At 62.6% G+C, this 21,691-nt stretch carries 15 protein-coding genes; 5 read left to right on the forward strand and 10 right to left on the reverse strand.

Annotated features, from left to right (window positions below):
* The 6 genes from UU9_RS18335 to UU9_RS03115 form a co-directional block, all read right to left on the reverse strand.
* Window positions 1-217, reverse strand: a 217-nt coding sequence (locus UU9_RS18335) for a hypothetical protein (protein WP_237710201.1), incomplete at its 3' end; no start/stop codon positions are given.
* A gap of 107 nt (window positions 218-324) precedes the next feature.
* Window positions 325-1,224: a class I SAM-dependent methyltransferase gene (locus UU9_RS17220; RefSeq protein ID WP_007080258.1), complete on the reverse strand. Its 900-nt coding sequence runs from the start codon at window positions 1,222-1,224 to the stop codon at window positions 325-327.
* 139 nt (window positions 1,225-1,363) lie between these two features.
* The gene (locus UU9_RS03100; protein ID WP_007080259.1) at window positions 1,364-4,546 is read right to left on the reverse strand and encodes a glycosyltransferase; all 3,183 of its coding nucleotides are present in this window, start codon (window positions 4,544-4,546) and stop codon (window positions 1,364-1,366) included.
* A 2-nt stretch (window positions 4,547-4,548) separates the two neighbouring features.
* Window positions 4,549-5,958 carry an ABC transporter ATP-binding protein gene (locus UU9_RS03105; RefSeq protein WP_007080260.1) on the reverse strand — a complete coding sequence of 470 codons (1,410 nt, stop codon included), beginning with the start codon at window positions 5,956-5,958 and terminating at the stop codon, window positions 4,549-4,551.
* Window positions 5,948-6,772: an ABC transporter permease gene (locus UU9_RS03110; protein WP_050982367.1), complete on the reverse strand. Its 825-nt coding sequence runs from the start codon at window positions 6,770-6,772 to the stop codon at window positions 5,948-5,950. The genes UU9_RS03105 and UU9_RS03110 overlap by 11 nt, the downstream gene beginning before the upstream one ends.
* A gap of 256 nt (window positions 6,773-7,028) precedes the next feature.
* Window positions 7,029-8,195, reverse strand: coding sequence for a trans-sulfuration enzyme family protein (locus UU9_RS03115; protein ID WP_007080262.1), 1,167 nt, complete (start codon window positions 8,193-8,195; stop codon window positions 7,029-7,031).
* A gap of 247 nt (window positions 8,196-8,442) precedes the next feature.
* Here UU9_RS03115 and rfbB point away from each other — a divergent pair, with 247 nt between their 5' ends.
* Genes rfbB through UU9_RS03140 form a run of 5 tightly spaced genes read left to right on the forward strand, consistent with a single transcriptional unit; the run spans window position 8,443 to window position 13,284 of the window.
* Window positions 8,443-9,501 (forward strand): dTDP-glucose 4,6-dehydratase, encoded by a 1,059-nt coding sequence (gene rfbB, locus UU9_RS03120; RefSeq protein ID WP_040670148.1) that lies wholly within the window; start codon window positions 8,443-8,445, stop codon window positions 9,499-9,501.
* Window positions 9,498-10,385, forward strand: a complete 888-nt coding sequence (gene rfbA, locus UU9_RS03125; RefSeq protein WP_007080264.1) for a glucose-1-phosphate thymidylyltransferase RfbA — start codon at window positions 9,498-9,500, stop codon at window positions 10,383-10,385. Before rfbB ends, rfbA begins: the two co-directional genes overlap by 4 nt.
* The gene (gene rfbC / locus UU9_RS03130; RefSeq protein ID WP_007080265.1) at window positions 10,382-10,939 is read left to right on the forward strand and encodes a dTDP-4-dehydrorhamnose 3,5-epimerase; all 558 of its coding nucleotides are present in this window, start codon (window positions 10,382-10,384) and stop codon (window positions 10,937-10,939) included. Before rfbA ends, rfbC begins: the two co-directional genes overlap by 4 nt.
* Window positions 10,936-11,871, forward strand: a complete 936-nt coding sequence (gene rfbD / locus UU9_RS03135) for a dTDP-4-dehydrorhamnose reductase (protein ID WP_007080266.1) — start codon at window positions 10,936-10,938, stop codon at window positions 11,869-11,871. The genes rfbC and rfbD overlap by 4 nt, the downstream gene beginning before the upstream one ends.
* A 3-nt stretch (window positions 11,872-11,874) precedes the next feature.
* The gene (locus UU9_RS03140) at window positions 11,875-13,284 is read left to right on the forward strand and encodes a mannose-1-phosphate guanylyltransferase/mannose-6-phosphate isomerase (RefSeq protein WP_007080267.1); all 1,410 of its coding nucleotides are present in this window, start codon (window positions 11,875-11,877) and stop codon (window positions 13,282-13,284) included.
* Between the two features lie 105 nt (window positions 13,285-13,389).
* Here the strand turns inward: UU9_RS03140 and UU9_RS03145 are convergent, their stop codons facing one another.
* The 4 genes from UU9_RS03145 to UU9_RS03160 form a co-directional block, all read right to left on the reverse strand.
* On the reverse strand, window positions 13,390-15,798 hold the full coding sequence (locus UU9_RS03145; protein ID WP_007080268.1) for a glycoside hydrolase family 95 protein: 2,409 nt from the start codon (window positions 15,796-15,798) through the stop codon (window positions 13,390-13,392).
* A 156-nt stretch (window positions 15,799-15,954) separates the two neighbouring features.
* Window positions 15,955-16,908 carry a 2-dehydro-3-deoxygalactonokinase gene (locus UU9_RS03150; RefSeq protein ID WP_007080269.1) on the reverse strand — a complete coding sequence of 318 codons (954 nt, stop codon included), beginning with the start codon at window positions 16,906-16,908 and terminating at the stop codon, window positions 15,955-15,957.
* A complete protein-coding gene (locus UU9_RS03155) occupies window positions 16,905-19,808 on the reverse strand; it encodes a TIM-barrel domain-containing protein (RefSeq protein WP_007080270.1) in 2,904 nt (967 codons plus the stop codon). Before UU9_RS03155 ends, UU9_RS03150 begins: the two co-directional genes overlap by 4 nt.
* Window positions 19,809-20,061: 253 nt before the next feature.
* Window positions 20,062-21,690, reverse strand: coding sequence for a GH35 family beta-galactosidase (locus UU9_RS03160; RefSeq protein WP_156804162.1), 1,629 nt, complete (start codon window positions 21,688-21,690; stop codon window positions 20,062-20,064).
* Window position 21,691: the final 1 nt, after the last annotated feature.

Genomic DNA, 21,691 nt, shown 5'->3' on the forward strand with positions numbered 1-21,691 from the left:
GTGCCACATCCTCCGGACCTTCTTCCGGATAGTCGTAGTCCGCCACGAATCTGGGAAACCAGCGCCTCAACAGCCGTTGATGACTGGCAGGGTTGAGGTCTACCCCCGGTAGAGTCTTGGCTCCCGACCATATCCGTTGTTCGTCGGCGACCACCTCTTCGGTGTTCACTACAGGGGAGTAAAAGTGGCCGTCGGGAAACAATGCTGATTTCGTCACTCTTGCTCTCCTGTCTTGCTCTTCACTTGCAGCAAAACGTGTCGTCTGGACTCTATTCCGGGCCAGCGGGGAAATCTGGAACCTGCCGCCTATCAAGCAGCCACTGGCTACTTTGTCGCCAGGATGACGAGTTGCTCCTGGCCGATGTAACCAAATGCTACCGACCAGAACAATTCGGCCCTTGCATCCGTGAACCCTGCGTTTGTCAGCGCTTGCAGGAGGTCCCAGCCAAAGTGATGGAAACAGAGTATTCCGCCGCCCGAGGCCACGGGATCACCGTGATACTCCGGCGGAAGCAGGTGCTCAATCTCACCATTCCGACCGATACGGGCACGCTCGATGGTTTGCGGCGAGGAGACAACGAAAGGTGCCGAAAGCATCAAGGTTCCGCCCGGCTTGAGCACCCGGTAAAACTCCGCCAGCGAGGCCTTGTAGTCAGGCACGTGTTCAAGCACGTCAAAAGTCATGACGCATTGAAAGGCTGCGTCAGGAAAACTGAGCTGCGTAACGTCTTCGTGCCGAAGGCCACGCTCGTCAATTTGCCCAGGATGAAAAGAAGGGCCGAGGTATTCGCTGGTTACCACGCCGGGATGGCGTTCACGCATGAGAGCAGCGAGCGAAGTCACCGCTTCGGTAAGGTAAATCTGATCCCCATCTGCGCAGCCGAGGTCCTCAAACAGGTGAAAACTCAGGCGCAAACGATTGTTGAGCTGGCAAACAGGACAGAGGAGCCGCTCCCGCCAGTTGACCTGATCGGCAGGTGCGTAGTGATGATCATAGCTGAGCAACCGATAAGCGCGACAAGCTCTGCAGTAAGCAGGGATGGAGGCCGTTGCTCCTTCAGGCAGGCTGGCCGCCAACGCCGACTCAAACGCCCGGCGCTGAGAAAGCAACCCTGCATGGTCGCGCTCCAGTGAGGCGTATTCGCAGTACTGGCGGGCCACGATCTTCCACAGATGCGGCTCGACCCCGTCTAGCCAGGTGTAACGTTCGCGCTCACCATCCATGCTGTTTCCCTCGCTGGTGTAGCCGTGGGCTTCTATCGGCATTCAGCCCGCGGCTTGTTTACGACAGCTTTGATCATCGCATTTCGTCGACCAAGGCGTGCCTGCGACTGCACTGGCGGCTTTTCCATCCTCTCGCCCGTCAGTGCGAGGCCACATCATTACCCAGCGCCCGCGTCAACGCTGTAGTCATCGTCCCCACCGAGAAGCGATGTGAGATGTATTCGCTGCCCCGTTTGGAAACTTCATGCCATGCACCATCGTTATCGAGCATTCGGATGACCGCTTCCGCAATGCCCTCCGGGTCGTCTGCGACGCAAACCGTGGTTTCCAATGCCGGCAAACCCTGCGCCCCCACCGAAGTGGTCACCAGCGGGACGCCCTGCTGCATGGCCTCAAGCACCTTTAGTTTTACGCCTGCGCCGAAACGCAGCGGTGCCACCACGACTCGCGAGGACTTGTACAGCGATGCCAGCGTGGCATCGTCGACGTACCCCAGCACCTGAACATCGGTGGCAGCCAGCGCCCTTACCTGCTCGGTGGGATTGGAGCCAACCAGTCGCAACGTGACCCCGGCTATGCGACTGCGTACCTTCGGGAAAATTTCCTCGACCAGCCAACACGCCGCGTCGACGTTCGGTGGATGCGCAAAGCCAGCGACGAACAATATGTCGCTGCGTTCGTCGAGGTTGGATGCAGCATCCTCCACCACGTTGTCAAAGCAAAACAGCGGCACGGACATGACGTTCACGCCCGGAGCGATGGCAAGCAGCTCGGCCACCTCGTCTTCCGACGGATACAGCACCACATCGCAGCCCGACCATAATTTTCTTTCGACGCGCTCGATGGCGGCTGCCTCGCGACCAAAAGCGCTATCCCCCGTGATTTTCTGCTGGCGACGCAGGCGCATGCAGTGGAGGTCATGACCAAAATAGATCAGGCGGGCCCGGGTGTATTTGCGCAATGCCTCGACATAGTTGATGGCGATATTCGGTCGGCTCAGGAGAACGTGATCAACCCCGCTGCCACGCTCGGCAATGAATTTGTCGAATGCATCCGGCCGCTTCTCACCATAAATCACCTCGATACCCATCGATTGCAACTGCCGCGTATAGACCGGCATGTTCCACAGATTGTCCGGCCAGAAGACAACCTTCATCCCCATCGCCACGAACTGACGCATGAACTCGACCATGACCCGCGAACCGGCGTCGCGATCGGGTTGTGGCACGTAGTGGTCGATAACCAAAATGGTGGCTACCGGCGAGTTACGCTCGCGGGCACGAAGAACGTTCAATGCATTCGGGTAGTGGGCCTGTTCCAGGTTTTCCGCCCAACGTTCCCGGAAGAGCTCGCGGTTACGAACCTGATACCCCTTGATACCCACATTTTCATCCGTGCCATGCGAAACCCCCTCATGGTGGATCACCGTGGAGAACGGCGTGTAGTAGACCCGCTTGCCAGCGTCCCTTACCTTGAAGGCCAGATCGGTGTCCTCGTAATAGGCCGGCACATAACGTTCGTCAAAGCGACCGAGCTGGTCGAACAACGTGCGAGGCACAAGCAATGATGCCCCGGAGCAATAATCCACCTCTCGCACATAGTTGTACTCAGGATCGGCTGCGTTCTGCAGCCTGCCATAGTTCCAACCGGATCCGTCTCTCCAGATAATGCCGCCAGCTTCCTGCAGACGGCCATCGGGGTAGACCAGTTTGGAGCCGACCATGCCGCACTCGGGATAGTTCGCGAAAACTTCGAGCATGGCGTCCAGCCAGCCCTCGGTCACCTCGGTGTCATTGTTGAGGAAATACAGGTACTGGCCACGCGCCAACCCGGCCGCTCGATTGCACGACAACAGGAAACCCAGGTTCTCGGGGTTATTCTCAAAACGCAGCCCCGGCACTTCGGCTAGTGCCTGGATCTGCGGATCGCCGGAAGCATCCTCCATCACCAGCACTTCATAAGGTACCGCTGGCGGATGGGCGGCAATCGAGTCGAGACAGGCAACGGTGATGGGGAGATTGCCGTAGCCAGGGATGATGATCGTGACTTCGGGGGTGTGGTACTGCGGAAAGGTCAGCCGCGCGAGAATTTTCTTCAGCGCGACGTGATCATCCTCCTGTGGAGGTTTGCTGCCGCTCGCGGATACCGAACCGGATGACTTGTTGCGATTGCGCCGGGATGCCAGCCCGGCGCGAACGCCCGCGATATCGCCGCGCAACAAACGCGCCGCAAAACGAAGGGGGCGGGTCAACCGCCATGAGTGCGAACGCAGCATCTGTTCGTAGAGCTGCCGCTGCGCTCCAAGCTCACCGCCCAACTCCTCCGTCCGACCCTTGAGCCGCCGGCACTCCGCCACCAACGCCGCCATTTGCGTATCGCGGTCAGTCAGCTTTTTGCGCAGCTTTGCAACCGCTGTATCGTCATCAACCAGCGCTTTGCGGAGCTTTGCAACCTCTTTATCCAAACCCTGACCCCAGACCGCGACTTCTTCGTGCTCGGCGACCAAGCTCGCGTAGCGTTTCCCAATTTCGAGCAAATCCACATCCAGCTTCTTCGCCCACGCGGCCACCTGCCGATGGTGTGTGTAAAGATCCTCGTTCTCGGAGAAAAGCACTGAGGAATGCAGTCGTTCGGAGAGCCCAGCCCCTTCTGCCCCAGCGACGGCAATGAAATACACTGGATCGGCCAAGGACGCCGCCCGCGGAACAACTTCCGCACCCGTATCCGTGAAAGCATCGATCGTCGGGCTTGCGGACTTGTCGAACAAGGCAAATATCGATGAGCCGACAGCAAGTCGTTGGCCGAAATAACTGACGTTATGAAATTGACCCTTCAGTACCTGATCAAACTCATCGAAATTCAGCTCTTTGACATGAAATTCGTTGTGATACCCCGCCAGTTCTGAATAAACCGTACGATTGGGCGAGGATATGATGAGTATTCCATCCGGGCGCAGCACGCGCCGAATTTCACTCAGCATTTCTTCATGCCGATCGTGATGTTCGATGGTTTCGAAGGACACGACCACATCCACGCTGTCATCAAGCAGCGGTATCTCCGCAGCGTTGCCTGAGCGGAATGTGAGATTCGCAACATCTCCATACGCTTTTTTAGCGTGTTCCACAGCCTCGAGCGAGATGTCCACGCCCACTACGGAGCGCGCGCGTCGCGCCATGAGCGCGCTGCCATATCCTTCGCCGCAGGCGATATCGAGCACGGCCTTGCCAGCAATCAAAGGCATGCACCATGCATAGCGGTGAAGGTGTTCGTGGCGGACTTCTCCCGCTTCGGTTGGAACATAGCGTTCGCCAGTGAATTCCATTCCTAATCTCCAATTTTCTCGATTTCGACGGAGTGCATCGGAATACCAACCAGACCATGACGCATGGTGCTTTCGCTGGCTCGAAAGGTCAGTGCATCATGTATCCAGTGTTGCTGGGTATGATTTTCCTGGGCGCCAGTTGCGAGCGCCACATCGACCGAGTAATCGCCACTGGGTAGCACCGGAAGGCGAAAACGGAAATGTGCGCGCAAACGCGCCCCCGGCTGTGCATGCACCGGTTGATCGCGGTAGCTGACATAGGTGTTGTCGCCGAAAAGCCGCTGCCCCAACCGGTCCTTCACATAGAACCCGAAGATCGGCGCATCCAGTGGTTCGATCACCTCGGCTTCGATCACCAGCTCGGCGACCTCGCCGCCTGCCGTCAACTGATGCAACTCGCCAACATCGTTGAGCAATCGCACATCAATAATGCGTGCGGCTCCGGCACCAAACTCGTTATTGAGCTTCGCGGTATCGAACTCGAACACCTCGACCAAGTTGCGCGTTGCTTCGCCGTTCAACACCGCCCTGCGCGGGTCGACGACGTCCATCGGCATGGCATCGACTTTATGGGTCGAGTTCTTCGTAGCTTCACCGGCAACCGAAGCGAGTGGCCGAACGGTAACCGTCTGCCCCAACGATGCGCGATCGGCAGCATGTTGCTCGGCAAGGTAGTACTCCACCACATCGCGCGCGCTGCCGTCCTTCATCATCCGGCCCGAATCCAGCCAGATGGCACGGCTGCACAGGCTAGTGACCGCACTGGTGTCGTGGCTGACGAACAATAGCGTTCCGGTCCGCTGGAACTCACGTAGGTAGCGCATGCATTTCTGCGTAAATCGAATGTCGCCGACGCTCAGCGCCTCATCGATGACCAACGTATCGGCATCGACGTGGGCGGCGATCGCGAAGGCGAGTCGAACGTACATGCCGCTGGAGTAGGTCTTGACGGGTTGATTGATGAATTCGCCGATATCGGCAAATTCCACAATGGACTGATACCGCTTGCGCAGCTCGCTTTCAGGAATACCGTAAAGGAGGCCACTCAGGTAGACGTTCTCCTTGCCGGTGAACTCCGCGTTGAAACCCGCACCGAGTTCAAGCAACGCGGCTATGCGCCCATGGACGCTGACCGTTCCCTCGGTCGGGTGCAGTGTGCCGCATACCATTTGCAGCAACGTCGACTTGCCGGAACCATTGCGCCCGATAATGCCGACAGTTTCGCCCCGCCGCACCTCGAAGCTGACGTCCCGAAGGGCCCAGAATTCATCGTAGTAGGCGCGCCTTCCCCTGCCGACCAACCGGCCAACGCGTGGCAGGACCATCTGTTTGAGGCGATCCGCAGGTTGCGCATAGATGTCGTACTTCTTGCCAAGCGACTTGACAGAAATGCTCAGCGGCTCAGAGGACATCAGCAAACCCCTTGCGACTGCGCTCGAACCAGGCAAACGCTACCCACGCGAAAGCGCAGGACACCAGCGTATAAATGCCAAGCATGCCCCAGTCCGGCAAGCGCCCCCAAACCAGCACGTCCCGCGAAGCCTCGACGATAGCCGTAAGCGGATTGAGGTAAAGCAGATTGCGATAGTCTGGAGGAATCTGTTCCATGGGGTAGAAAATTGGCGCCAGAAACATGAGCGCAGCCGTGATGATGCCCATTGCCTGCTTGAGATCCCGGAGAAACACCCCAAGCGAGCTCAGCAGCCAAATCAGGCCGGCGATGAAAGGAAGAAACGGGGCGACGACGATCGGAAACAACACGATCGTCCACGGCACAGTGCCAAGCACGAGCAACGAGATCGCCAACAGCACGAGAGTCGACACCAGTAAGTGAAAAAGCGCAGATCCCAAGGTGCTCCATGCCAGAGTCTCCAGCGGGAAAACTACTTTCTTCACGAAATTCGTGTTTTCTATGATCAGCGTTGGCGCGCGGTTTGCGCATTCAGCGAACATCGAATTGATGTTCATCCCCGCGAACAGGATGATCGCGAACTCGAACTTGCCGCCAACCTGGCCGGCCCAGTGCGATTTGAAGATGACACCGAAAACAAACGTGTAAATGATGAGCATCAACAGGGGGTTGAAAAACGACCACAGCAGGCCGACAAATGAACCTCTGTAGCGACCCACAACATCGCGCCTACCCATTTGCGCGATTATGGCGAAATGACGAAGAAGCGCCAGATAGGGCGAAAATGGGTTATTTGTCCGATAAATTGAAATCATGCTATCTCGGATAACTCTTCACTAAACTCAGGCCAGGGGTCAGACCATCAGCAGACCCGGACGGTGATCCGCTGAATAACCGAATTGAATCGTCTTTGAAAAATGCCTCGGTAAATTGCTGTCCACGCAAAAGCCGATACTTTTTGACGCCGAAGCCTCTTGATGAACCAACCCCATTAGCGGTGCTCGACAACCCATCGCTGAAACCAGGATTCTCACTGAGACGAACAGGCATCAAAGCGCGGGCGAATGGTTTTCAACCCAGAGCCGCAGCAAGCTCATCGCGCAGATCTTCCACGTTCTCCACCCCCACCGACAGCCGTATCAATCCGTCACTGATGCCCAGACGTCTACGGTTGGCGGCGGGCACAGAAGCGTGCGTCATGATCGCGGGATGTTCGATCAGGCTCTCGACCCCCCCAAGCGATTCAGCCAGCGAGAACAGCTCGCATCGTTCAAGCATGCGCCGGGCCTTTTTCAGACCGCCCTTGACCTCGATCGTGATGATGCCGCCGAAGCCACGCATCTGGCGCTTTGCCAACGCATGCTGAGGGTGGCTCTTCAGTCCCGGGTAGATCACCCGCTCCACCGCCGGATGTTTTTCCAGCCACGTGGCAAGTTCCAGCGCACTGGCGCAATGGGCCTTCATGCGCAGGTGCAGGGTCTTCAGGCCACGCATGGCAAGGAAGGCATCGAATGGCCCGGCCACGGCACCCACGGAATTCTGAAGAAAGCCCATCTTCTGAGCTAGATCCTCGTTGCCTGCGACCACGATGCCGCCGACCATGTCGGAATGACCATTCAGATATTTGGTAGCTGAATGCAGCACCAGGTCGGCGCCTTGTTCCAGCGGCCGCTGGATCATCGGTGAGCAGAACGTGCTGTCGACCACCAGAATCAGACCGTGTTTTTTTGCAAATGCGGCGACCTTGGTCAGGTCGACCAGCTTAAGCATCGGATTGGTAGGCGTCTCGGCCCATATCATCCGGGTGTTCGGCTTCAGCGCAGCCTTCAGCGCCGCGCCGTCGTTCAGATCGATAAAGCTGAAGTCCAGACCAGCCGAACGCCGACGAACTTTTTCGAACAAGCGATAGCTGCCGCCATACAGGTCATCCATCGCGATGATATGGCTGCCCGAGTCAAGCAGGTCCAGCACAGTCGATGCCGCGGCGAGACCGGACGCGAAAGCGAAACCGGCTACCCCACCTTCCAGATCCGCCACGCAGCGCTCGTAGGCCATCCGTGTAGGGTTCTGCGTACGTGAATACTCATAGCCCTTGTGCTTGCCGGGGCTTTGTTGCACGTAGGTCGAGGTGGCGTAGATCGGCGTCATGATGGCGCCAGTGGAAGGATCCGGATGCTGCCCGGCGTGGATGGCCCGGGTTCCCATGCCATGCCGCTTTTGCTTCGTGCCAGTTTTCATCGACCTCAACAACCCGCCGTGCGGGCTCCTGTCATACATGAAGTCCGTCATCTTACCTTCTATGGAGGTTTTGCCGACTGCCCGGACGCGCAACGTTCATCCAAGGGGAGGCAGAATCGGCTTTTTTCGTCACAGTTCCAACCTGCCCGAGCCCTCGAGCTTGGTTGGCGAAGCGGGAAAAGGCATCATTTGCCACTCCCTCGGCAAACAAGTTGCCGCTTATTTCCGTCGAACCATGGACGTATTGATGACTTCTCCATCCACCTTGCTGGTCACCGGAGGCGCCGGTTTCATCGGTGCCAACTTCGTGTTGCAGGCGGTCGCCGACGGCTTGTTGGTGATCAATCTGGACAAGCTTACCTACGCCGGCAACCCGGACACGCTGGCCTCGCTGGCCGGCAATGACCGTCATGTGTTCGTGCAGGGCGATATCGGTGACCGGGAACTGGTGGCGAAGCTGCTGGCCCAGCATCGCCCCGACGCCGTCGTGAACTTTGCGGCCGAATCGCACGTAGACCGGTCCATCGACGGCCCGGCCGAGTTCGTGCAGACCAATGTGGTGGGCACACTGGCCTTGCTGGAAGCCGCCCGCGACTACTGGCGCGGCCTCGACGACGGGGTGCGCGATGCGTTCCGCTTCCTGCACGTGTCGACCGACGAGGTCTACGGCTCGCTGGGCGCCGAGGGCAAGTTCACCGAACAGACCGCCTACGCGCCGAACTCGCCCTACTCCGCCTCCAAGGCCGCCTCCGATCACCTGGTGCGCGCGTTCCACCATACCTACGGGCTGCCGGTACTGACCACCAACTGCTCGAACAATTACGGGCCGTACCAGTTCCCCGAGAAGCTCATCCCGCTGATCATCCAGAAGGCGCTGACTGGCGAATCACTGCCGGTCTACGGCGACGGAAAGAACATCCGCGACTGGCTGTTCGTGGGCGACCACTGCAGCGCTATCCGCCGCGTTCTTGACGCCGGCCGGGTCGGCGAAACCTACAACGTCGGCGGCAATGCCGAGCGTGAAAACATCGAAGTGGTGGAGGCCATCTGCGCCCTGCTCGATGCGCGCCAGCCGTTGGCCGACGGGCGCCCGCGCGAATCGCTGATCACCTACGTGAAAGATCGCCCCGGCCACGATCGCCGCTACGCGATCGACTCCAGCAAGCTGCAGGGCGAACTGGGCTGGCGGCCGTCGCAGACCTTCGAAACCGGCATCGCGCAGACGGTGGACTGGTATCTCGCCAACCAGCCGTGGAGCCAGCGCGTGCTCGACGGCAGCTATCGCATGGAGCGGCTCGGATCATGACGACAACCAAGGGCATCATCCTGGCCGGCGGCTCGGGCACCCGGCTGCATCCGATCACCCGCGCGACCAGCAAGCAGCTGCTGCCGGTGTACGACAAGCCGATGATTTATTACCCGCTGGCCACGCTGATGCTGGCCGGTATCCGCGAAGTGCTGGTGATCAACACGCCGCACGAGCAGGAAATGTTCCAGCGCCTGCTCGGCGACGGCTCGCAGTGGGGCATCGACATTCGCTACGCGGTGCAACCCTCGCCGGACGGGCTGGCCCAGGCTTTCACCATCGGTCGCGATTTCATCGACGGCAAGCCGAGCTGCCTGGTGCTGGGCGACAACATTTTCTATGGCCACGGCTTCACCGAGCGGCTCAGGCACGCTGCGGCACGCGAGCATGGCGCCACCGTGTTCGGCTACTGGGTGAAGGATCCGGAGCGCTACGGCGTGGCCGAGTTCGATGCCGCCGGCAAGGTGATCGGCCTGGTGGAGAAACCGGCCCAACCGAAATCGCACTACGCGGTAACCGGCCTGTATTTCTACGACGAGCGCGTCTGCGACTACGCCGCGGCGCTGAAACCCTCGCCGCGCGGCGAGCTGGAAATCACCGACCTCAACCGCTGCTATCTCGACGACAACTCGCTGCACCTGGAGCAACTGGGCCGCGGCTTCGCCTGGCTCGATACCGGCACGCACGAGTCGCTGATGGAAGCAGGCAACTACATCCAGACGATCGAAAACCGGCAAGGACTCAAAGTTTGCTGCCCCGAGGAGATCGCCTACCTCAACGGCTGGATCGACACCGAGCAATTGCTCGCCCTGGCGGCGCCCTTGGCCAAGACCGGCTACGGCCAATACCTGCAGCAATTGCCGAAGCAGGGCCTGGCACGATGAAGGTGATCGAGACCGCGCTTCCCGGCGCACTTGTCCTCGAACCGCAAGTGTTCGGCGACGCCCGCGGCTTTTTCTACGAAAGCTACAACGAGGCAAAGTACCGCGACGCCGGCATCGACCGCCGTTTCGTGCAATCCAACGTCTCGCGTTCCGCCAAGGGCGTGTTGCGCGGCCTGCATTACCAGTGGCCGAATCCGCAGGGCAAGCTGGTCAGTGTGCTTGAGGGCGAGGTCTACGATGTCGCGGTGGACATTCGCCAAGGTTCACCGACATTCGGTCAGTCGGTCGGCGTAATGCTCACCGCCGAAAACCATCGTCATTTCTGGGTGCCGGAGGGTTTCGCGCACGGCTTCTGCGTCTTGTCCGACTTCGCCACGTTCAGCTACCAATGCACCGCGCTGTACGACGCCAAGACCGACGCGGGCATCCGCTGGAATGACGCCGCGCTGGGCATCGACTGGCCGGTCAGCGACCCGTTGTTGTCGGACAAGGATCGAATCACGCCGTTTCTGCACGATGTGGCGCCGGAGCGTTTGCCGGTCTTCAAGGCATGAGAATCCTGCTGCTCGGCGCCAATGGACAGCTTGGTCGCACGTTTCTCGACCAGGGCGGCCTGGCGGCACGCGGCGACCTGCTTGCCGCTAGCCGCGACGGCGTGCTCGTCGACGGGCGCCATGGCGAAATTGCCGATCTGTCGATTCCCGAATCGCTGCCCGCGCTGCTTGATCGCGCGCAGCCGGACGTGATCGTCAACGCCGCGGCCTATACCGCGGTCGATCGCGCCGAGCAGGAAGAAGCGCTGGCGACACGCGTCAATGGTGAGGCTGTCGGCGTACTTGGTCAGTGGGCCGCCACGCATGACGCGCTGGTGATCCACTATTCCACCGATTATGTATTCGATGGCCGCCAGTCGCAGCCTTACGAGGTTGACGCGCGCACCGCGCCGCTGGGCGCCTATGGCCGAAGCAAACTGGCTGGTGAAAGGGCACTGCGTGACAGCGGCGCCGACCACCTGATCTTTCGCACCGCATGGGTGTACGCGGCCCATGGACACAACTTTCTGCGCACCATGTTGCGCCTGGGCGCCGAACGCGAGGAGCTGCGCGTGGTTGCCGACCAGCACGGCGCCCCGACTGATACCTCCCTCATCGTCAACGGCAGCCTGACCGCGCTCGATCGCTGGCTGGCAACAGACCGTAACGAACAGCCCCCACTGCTCGGCACGCACCATCTCGTAGCCGGGGGCGCCACCAGCTGGCACGGTTTTGCCACCGAGATCTTTGAGCAGGCCGAAATGCTGGGGCTTCTTGCCCGGCAGCCGCGTGTGCTGCCGATCAGCAGTGCCGAATTCGCCACGCCTGCCGTGCGTCCGGCGTGGTCGTTGCTCGACAATAGCGGCTTTCGGCAACGTTTCAACTTTCCCCTGCCCGACTGGCAACAGGGCCTGCGCGAGGTCGTGCGCACGCTCGCTACTTCAGGACATTGAATCATGTTGATCCCCCTCATTCTCAGTGGCGGCAGCGGCACTCGGCTTTGGCCGGTGTCGCGCAAGAACCTGCCCAAGCAATTCCTGGCGCTAGCCGGCCAGGGCACTCTTTTCCAGCAGGCGATCGCGCGTACGCGGCAGTTGCCGCGGGTGGCGGCGCCGATCGTGGTGGCCAGTGACGACCACCGCTTTCTTGCCGCCGACCAGTTGTTGGAATCTGGCATCGACGACGCCACCATCGTGCTGGAGCCGCTGGCGCGCAACACGGCGCCGGCGATTGCGCTGGGTGCGCTGCAGGCGATCGATCGCGATGCCGACGCGGTGCTGCTGGTGCTTCCGGCCGACCACCTTATCGGCGACACCGCCGCGTTTGCCGCGGCGGTGGAAAAGGCGTTGCCGCTGGCCGAGCAGGGCTGGCTGGTGACGTTCGGCATCCGTCCTGATCGCCCGGAAACCGGCTTCGGCTACATCCATCATGGCGACGCGGTGGGTGACGGTTACCACGTGGACAAGTTTGTCGAGAAACCGGATCTCGCCACCGCACAGTCTTATGTCGCCGACGGCGGCTACGACTGGAACTCGGGCATGTTCCTGTTCAAGGCGTCGCGCTACCTGGAAGAGCTGGCGGCGCATGCGCCGGCGATGCTGGCCGCGGTGCGCGAGGCGCATGCGAAAGCGTCGGTCGATCTGGATTTCGTGCGCATCGACCGTGACGCATTCGCCCGCGTGCCGGACGATTCGATCGACTACGCGGTGATGGAAAAGACCCGCCGCGCGGCGGTGATTCCGGTCAGCTGCGCGTGGAGCGACATCGGCTCGTGGTCGGCGTTGTGGCAGACCTCGGCGCACGATGCGCAAGGCAATGCGCACGACGGCGACACGCTGGCGATCGATACCCGCAACTCGCTGCTGCGCTCGCACGATCGCCATCTGCTGGCGACCGTCGGCGTCGACGACCTGATCGTGGTGACCACGCCGGACGCCACCCTGGTGGCGCATCGCGATGCCGCGCAGGACGTGAAGAAGATCGTCGAGAAGTTGAAGGCCGCCGGTCGCAGCGAACACTCACTGCATCGGGTGGTGCATCGCCCCTGGGGCAAGTACGACTCGCTGGAGGAAGGCGAGCGTTTCCAGGTGAAACGCATCGTGGTCAAACCCGGCGCCAGCCTCAGCCTGCAGAAGCATCACCACCGCGCCGAACACTGGATCGTGGTCTCCGGCACGGCCGAGGTCACCTGCGACGACAAGGTTTTCCTGCTGGGCGAGAACCAGAGCACCTACATCCCGCTGGGCAGCAAGCATCGCCTGCGCAATCCCGGCAAGCTACCGCTGGAACTGATCGAGGTGCAGTCGGGCAGTTATCTGGGTGAGGACGACATCGTGCGGTTTGACGATGTTTACGGGCGGGCCTGATTCTCGACATTCACTGTGGGAGCGGCTTCAGCCGCGATGCTCTTGCTGTGGGGTTCCAGAGCAGAAGCATCGCGACTGAAGTCGCTCCCACAGAGGTCGTGGCTCCTACAGGAAATCGGCGGGTTGCAGTTTGTAGGTCTGGCCGGCCTTCGTCGACAGCAACACCTGCCGCTTGCCATAGCGCACCTTGCAGTCGCCGCCGCGCAGTGAGCGCACGCTGGCTTCTACCAGCTTGCCTTTCGCCCAGCGCATGTCGATCACGAAACCGCCGCGCGCGTGCAGGCCGCGCACTTCGCCTTGCGGCCACGCATCGGGCAAGGCGGGCAGCAGGTCGAGCTGGCCGGGTTCGCTTTGCATCAGCATTTCCACCATGCCCGAGGTGGCGCCGAAGTTGCCGTCGATCTGGAATGGCGGGCCGGCGTTGAACAGGTTCGGATAGGTGCCGGCCCATTCGTGGCCCAGCCGGGTGTCGCGCGAGGCGGGTTTGAACAGCACGTTCAACAGGTGCAGCGCGCGGTTGCCGTCGCCCAGGTGGGCCCACAGGTTCACCTTGTACGCCTCCGACCAGCCGGTGGAATCGTCACCGCGCACGTCCAGCGAGCGCGCTGCCGCGGCGGCGAGCTTCGGGGTTTTGGCAAGGTCGATCTGGTTGCCGGGAAACAGCGCCCACAGGTGCGATACGTGGCGGTGGTGCACTTCCACTTCGCGGTAAGGCTTGAGGTATTCCTGGATGCGCCCGTCGGGGCCGATCTGGATCGGCGCCAGTCGCGCCCGCTTGGCTTCCAGCTCGCGGCGGAAATCGGCATCCACGTGCAGGGTTTGCGAGGCCTCGATCACCGCGCCGAACAGGAAGCGGATCAGTTCCTCGTCCATTGTCGGGCCCATCACGATGGCGGCTTTGCCACCGTTCTCCATGTAGACCGTGTTTTCGGGCGAGCTCGATGGTGCGGTCACCAGCCAGTGGTGGCTGGGCTCCTCGATCAGCACATCGGCGTAGAACTGCGCGGCGCCGCGCAGCACGGGGTAGTAGCGGCGCAGGAAGTCGCGGTCGCCGGTGTAGCGGTAGTGATCCCAGATGTGGAAGCTCAGCCATGCAGGCGCGCCCTGCCACACGCCCCAGCTGGCCTCGGCGCCGGGTGCGGTGAAGCCCCACAGGTTGGTCAGCGTATGCACCACCCATCCGCGCGCGCCGTAGTAGCGTTGCGCGGTTTTGGCGCCGGGCTGTTGCAGCGAGGCGGTCAGCGCAAACAGCGGCTGCACCAGCTCGCCCAGGCCGGTGGGCTCGGCCGGCCAGTAGTTCATCTCGATGTTGACGTTGGTGTGGTAATCGCCATTCCATGGCGTGCTGGTGCCTTCGGCCCACAGCCCCTGCAGGTTGGCGGGCAGCCCGCCGGGGCGCGAGGAGGAAATCAGCAGGTAGCGCGCGTACTGGAAATACAGCGCGGCGAAACCGGGGTCGCCGCTGGCGCCGTAGGTATCGAGCCGCGCCCGCATGGACATCGTTTCGCGCGTGTTGTCGACGCTGCCCAGTTGCAGCGAGAAGCGGTCGAACCAGGAACTGAAATCGGCCACGTGCGCCGCATGCAGTTGCGCCACTGAGCGGCTCGCCACCCGCTGCAGATCGGTGGCGCTGGCGGCGACGGGGTCGGTGGTGTGGCGTCCGGCGAAACCATCGTAGTCAGTGGCTTCGCTGATCAGCACGGTGACGTCGGTGCCGTGTTCGACGCGGATGCCGTGCGCGTCGGCGTGCATGCTGGCGCCGGGTGCGATCACCCGCACCCGCGCGGCGAAAGCCAGCCCCTTGCCGCTGCCACCGCTGTCCAGTTCACCGCGCATCAGCAGGCCGTTGGCGCCATCGCCCTCGACGCTGGCGCGTTCGGCGCGATCGAGGCGAGCCACGAAATTCAACGCACCAGCGCGGTCGGCGCTGAGGTGCAGCACCATCACCTGGTCGGGCGCGCTGACGAACATCTCGCGCCGATAGCGGACGCCGTCTTGCGCGTAACGCACGTCGCTGGTGGCGCTGGGGATGTCCAGGCGGCGGCGGTAGTCGCTGACCGGTGCCGCGTTCGCGGCGAAATCCAGTGTCAGCGTGCCCAGGCCTTGGTAGGTGCCGTAGTGCGCATTGGCGCCCTCGCCGCTCCAGGTGAAGTGCTGGTTGGTGAGTTGCTCGGCTTCGACATTCCGGCCTTGCAGCAGCAGCTGGCGGATCTTCGGCAGGTAGTTCACCGCCTCCTTGCGATCGGCGCCGTCGTAGCGCGAGCCGGAAAACATGCTGATTTCGCTGAGCGAATAACGCGCCTGCTGCACGCCACCGTAAACCATCACCCCCATGCGCCCGTTGCCCAGCGGCAACGCTTCGTTGAAGGTGTTGGCGGGCGCGTCGTAGTGCAGTTGCAGGTTCTGGGCAGCGAGGGACGCGCCGGAAAACAGGCCGAGTGCGGCGACGGCGGCCAGCATCAGGCGGGCGCGCGCCTTGCCACGGCGGCGCCGGGGCGGGTCGGGTATGAGCATGTGATCATTCCAATCTTGTGAAGAAAGCCACTGCTGGGGGTTTTTCCATCGCGTGCCCCCATCCGCCCTCCGGGCACCTTCCCCCGCAAGCGGGGGAAGGAACAGCTCTCCGCGTTGTTGCTGTCGGCGTGGCGAAAACCCCCAGGCCGGCGATGTTCACGACCGTCCCACCTGCCCGGACTCGGGCATCAACCCCGCGGCCCGTGCGATCTGCCACAGGCCCAGTGCGGCGGCGCCGCGTGGCGGTAACGCCATGCCCAGTTCGAAGCAGGAGGCGGCCACCGCGTAGCGCCGACACAACACCGGGTTGCCGATGAGTTGCAGCGGGGTGGAGGTGTTGACGCGGCCGGCGGCGATCGCGCTGCGCAGCTCCTCGCCGATCAGCAGCCCGGAGAGGTAATCGGGTACGGCGGGCAATGCCAGCTCGCCGGTGAGTACCAGCGCACGGCTGGAAAACAGCCGGCTCAGCGCGCCGCCCGCGCCGCTGTCGCGCGCGCTCTGCGCGCCGCGCAGGAAGGCGTCCTGGTCGAACGGCGGGTCGTCCTTGCCCAGCCCGGCACCCAGGATGCTGTGGTGACGCAGCGCCGTGTACAGCTCGCCGGTCATCGCGGTGGCGAAATCGACCACACGCCCGTGCAGCACGTTGACCCATTTGCTGTGGGTGCCCGGCAGCAGCAGCGCCGAGCGTCCCGCCAGCACCGGTTGCAGCGCCAGCGCGCCGAAGATCTCGGTCTCCTCGCCGCGCATCACGTCGGCGACAACCGTATTGCGCAGGCCCGGCACCAGATGCACGCGACGGCCGCTGACGCTGTCGACTGAACCCAACGCCACCACCACCGCATCGATGGTGGCGGGCAGTTCCACGTAGGGCACTTCCCGCCAGCCACCGCGGCTGCCGACCATGCCGGAGGCCAGCACCGGCAGGTCGGGCCAGTCGGCCACGATGCCGTCCAGCGCCGCATCGAAACCGCCGGCAGGCAGGTGCCGGATGCCCCACGGACGCTCGCGGGATTCCAGCACGCGACCACCTTCGCCCATCAGGTAGGCGCGCAGTCCGGTGGTGCCCCAGTCAAGACCGATCAAGCGCGGCCGTGGCGTACTTTCTTTCATGGTGTCGACGCGTCCTTGTGTACGGTGATCGCGGTGCCGTCGTAGTGCACGCTCTGCGCCGCCTTCGCCTCGAAATCGGTGGCGGTTGGCGTCGGGCCGGAGATCCAGCGGATGTTGAAGGTGCGCTGCGCGGGCATGCCCGGATAGCTGCCTTCGCGCTTGCCGATGGTCAGCGTAGCACTGGCCTCGTCATAGCTGAACGGCACGCGGGCGAACGCACCGTGCTCGTAGTCGTAGGTGGTGCCCTGGTCCTTGTACATCGAGAACGTGCCGTTGGCGCCGGTGTAGACGAACAGCGTGATCGGCGCGTCGGGCTTCTCGTTGGTGTACTGGATGGCCGGGCCGACCGGCACGATCGCGCCGGCGCGCACGAACAACGGCATCCGCGCCAGCGGCGCATCCGCCGTGATCGTCTGGCCGCCCTGGTACCGCTTGCCGGTGTAGAAGTCGTACCAGCTGCTGCCGGCCGGCAGGTAGACGTCGCGGCTGCGCGCCTGGTATTCGGTGACGGGCGCGACCAGGAACGCCGGGCCGAACAGGTACTCGTCGTCGATCTCGCGCACCTTGGGGTCGTTCGGGAAATCCATCACCAGGCCACGCATGATGGTGCCGTCCTTGAAATACGTATCGGCCGCCAGCGTGTAGATGTACGGCAGCAGGCGATAGCGCAGTTTGTCGTACCAGGCCAGCGTGTTGTAGACGTCCGAACCGACCGGCGCCAGGTTGTAGATCTCCCGCAGCGGCGCCTGGCCGTGCGAGCGGAACAGGGGGCTGAAGGCGCCGAACTGGAACCAGCGCACGTTGAGCTCGCGCCATTCCTTCAGGCTCTCCGCATCGGGTTTCTCGTAGCGCGTCTCCACCGCGAAGCCGCCGATGTCGGTAGTCCAGTTGGGGATGCCCGACAGCGAGAAGTTCACGCCGGCGGAGATCTGGTCGCGCAAGTTGCTCCAGCGCGACACCACGTCGCCGCTCCAGCTTGCCGCGCCATTGCGCTGCTGGCCGGCGAACGCCGAGCGGGTCAGGATGAACACGCGCTGGTCGGGATACGACTTGCGGCTGCCCTGGTACACCGCGGTGGTGGTCATCAGCGGGTACGAGTTGAAGAACGCGGCGCCCGGCCCTTGCGCGGTCGGCCCCATGCGCAGCTTGCGCTCGTCGATGCTGATGTTGGACTGGATGTCGGGCTCGGTGGCGTCCATCCACCACGCGTCCATGCCCAGCTTGCCCAGGTTGTCGTTGATCTGGCGCCAGTAGATCGCGCGCGCCTCCTCGCTGTACGGGTCGTAGAACGAGTTGAGGTAACCCTTGCCGACCCAGTCCTTCTGGCCCAGCTCGACGTTGCGCTTGTACATGTAGCCCTTGGCGTCGAGCTCCTTGTAGTTGGCGGTGGTGGGGTAGAACTTCGGCCACACCGAGATCATGAAGTGCGCATGCAGGCCGTGCAGTGTATCGACCAGTTTCTGCGGGTCGGGGTAGCGCGCGGGGTCGAACTGCTGCGAGCCCCAGGCGTCCTCTTTCCAGTAGAACCAGTCCTGCACGATGTTGTCGAGCGGCAGGCCCAGCTTGCGGTATTCCTTCACCGTGCTGATCAGGTCGTCGCTGGAAGCGTAGTGCTCGCGGCTCTGCCAGAAGCCGTACGCCCAGCGCGGCAGCATCACCGCCTTGCCGGTGACGTCGCGGTAGCCAGCGATCACGTCGTCGAGATTGTCGCCGCCGATGAAGTAGTAGTTGATCGCATGGCCCAGCTCGGAGAACAGCGACAGCTCGCTCTGCTCGGCGGCGGGCAGCGGGTCGAGATGATCCAGCGCGATGTAGCCCGATTGCGGCGTCCAGTCGAGGCGGATGGCGTGTTTCTCGCCGGGCTTCATCGCCACGGTGAAGTCGCGGTACCAGGGGTTCCAGTTCTGGCGCCAGTCATCGAGTACCAGCTTGTCGTCGATGTACAGCTTGAAATAGCCGCTGGCATACAGCCGGAACTTGTGCAGGCCGGCCACGTCGGACGCCAGCGAACCTTTCCACTCCACCTTCTGCCCCGGTCCGCCGGTAAGGGGGTTGCCCTGGAAGTCGACACCCTGCAGCGATTTGGGCCAGTGCTTCAGATCCTTGTTGTATTCGTAGTTGATCTGCGACTCGACCCGGCTGAGCTTGAGCTTGCCGTCCACGTAGTAGTTGGCGGTGAGACCGCCAGGCTTGCCGTCCGCGTCGAACACCTTCAGCTGCTTGTCGATCATCTGGTACGGGCGCGGGTCGCCGAAGCGGGTGATCGAGTTGTTGTCCCACAGCACGCCGTAGTTGCGGCTGGAGACCACGAACGGAATGGCGATGTCGATGTTGTGCTGGGCCAGCTCCACGTCCTTGCCCTTGTAGTTCATCGTGCCTTTCTGGTGCTGGCCCAGGCCGTAGAACGCCTCGTCGTCGGGCGAGGCGAACTCCTGCCGCACGGCGTAGAACGGCTTGCCGTCCACCTTCACCGGCGTGAAGCTGCGCCCGTCCGGCTGCTCGGCCAGGATCACTTTGCCGCTGCTGTCGAGGAAGCGCACCGCGCCGGTTTTTGTCGCCACCTCGGCGGTGACCTTGGGCGTCTTCAGCAGCACGTGGCCGGCGTCGGTGGCGACGGTGAACTGCTTGTCGCCGCCGGTCTTGATCGCCATCAGGCTCTTGGGCAGGTCGAAGCCGCCCGTGGGCACGGCGGTGACGTGGATGATCGAATCGTCCACCACCTGCAGGCGCACTTTCTCGCTGTCGCCCACGTCCACGATGACGCCGTCGGCAATCTGCTGGAACGCGGCCTTGGTCGACGCGGCGCTGTTGTCAGCGGATGGCGCGGCGTTGCTGCCGCAGCCGGACAGGAGCCCGATCAGCAGGCATCCGACCAGCGGATTCAGGGGAATGCGGTACATGGGTCAGTCTCCAATCGGTGAATCGGTTGAGCGCGGCGTACGTTCGGGACTCAAGTGTGTTCTTGCTTCCCCCGCGCAGCGGGGGAAGGTGCCCGAAGGGCGGAAGGGGGTGCTTTTCGCTGTGCAAAGGCAAGATCAAGAGCGCCCCCATCCGCCTTCGGCACCTTCCCCCGCTTCGCAGGGGAAGGAAAAAATTGGTTGCGCGCTGCCCCATGGACTATTCACGACCTATGGGCACCATGCGGTTCGGGATTCAATACGTGGCCAGCTTCACCCGCAGCACCTGCGGCTGGCTGGTGAGGTTGAGGCCGTAGTCGGTCTGGTCGCCGTTCCATTCGCGGATGAAATGCCACTGGCCGTTTTCGTCGTAGCGGCCTTCCTGCACTTTTTCCAGCAGGAAGTGCTGGCCGTCGTGGCCCTTGGGCGGCATGAAGTTCACCCGCGCGTGATAGCCGGCCACCAGGTATTCATTGGGGGCCAGTTGCACGATCACCACGCCGCCGAGTTTTTGCGGATTGCCCTGCGGCGGATCCATGCCGAACTGCGGCCGGCCGTAGCTCACCTGCACCCGCCAGTCGCCCAGGTCCAGCGTCTGCTCGTGGGCTTCATCGGGTTCGGACGCGCCCCACACCTTGCCCGCGAAACTCTGCTTGGCGATCAGCCCGGCCAGCGGCGCCAGCAGCTCGTAGTTGGCGGCGAACGGCTGGATGGTTTCCGGGGTGATCGCCTTGGCGCCCAGCGGCCAGTTGGAATACTTCGTGTAATCCATGCCGAACGGCGAGAAGCCAATGCCCTGATGGCCCAGCGTGGCGAACACGTAGCGCGCATAAGCCACGTCGTTGCCGGTCTCGGCCACGAACAGCGCGTTGTCGGGGCGGCTGTAGCGGTCCAGCACGGTGGTGTATTTCTTCCACTCGCGCATGTAGATGTCGGGCGAAACGAAATCGAGCGACGGCGCTGCCGCACGCCAGATGCCGATCACGTTGTCGGTGGGGCCGCCACTGGAGTAACCGCCGGGCGGGCCGGGGTTGAACGGATCGCGCAGCGCCGCGTTGGCGTACATCGGCAGGTTGTAGACGGCCTTGCCCGCGGCGGCCACCTGTTCGATGTAGTGCGCGATGGCCCAGGCGTAGGAATATTCCGCCGCATCCTTGCCGAACACCTCACTCCACGTGCCGACCGATTTGCCGGCTTTCTTCAGCACCGCGGCAGGCACGGGCGACTGCAGCAGCTTGTCGCCCGCGGCCGAGTAGTCGCGATCGCTGCCGTAGGTGCCCGACTCGTTTTCCACCTGCACCATGATCACCGTGTGGCGATCGCCATCGATCTGCCGCAGGTGCTTCATCAGCGCCACGAAGGCGGTGCGATCGGCGTCCAGCGTGTGGCTACCCAGCGGCGACAGCGAGCCCAGTGTGGAGCCGTCCTTCTTCACCACGCGCGGGTAGCGCGCGTTGTCCAGCTTCACCCACGCGGGCGCGTAGTTCGGGCCGTTGTTTTTCCAGGTCGCGAACCACAGCAGCACCAGCCGCACGTCGTGCTCGCGCGCCTGCGTCACCAGCGTATCGAGGAAGCTGAAGTCGAACTGCCCCTGCGTGGGCTCGACCTGGCCCCAGCCGATCGGCACCTGCACCGTGTTGGCGTGCAGCGCTTCGATTGCCGGCCACACCGCCGGCAACATGTCCGGCCAGCCGCTGGAGTTGTTCACCTGCGCACCGAGGATCAGGTACGGCTTGCCATCCACCTGCAACTGATGGCGGCCCTCGGCGGTGACCACACGCGGCAATGGCGTGGATGCGGCCTGCACGGTGGTGACACCCAGCGTGGCGACGCAAAGCAGCGGCAGCAGCAAGCGACGAATGGATCGGGATGGGGAAATGATCATG

This window comes from Rhodanobacter fulvus Jip2, from assembly GCF_000264315.1.
Classification (GTDB): domain Bacteria; phylum Pseudomonadota; class Gammaproteobacteria; order Xanthomonadales; family Rhodanobacteraceae; genus Rhodanobacter; species Rhodanobacter fulvus.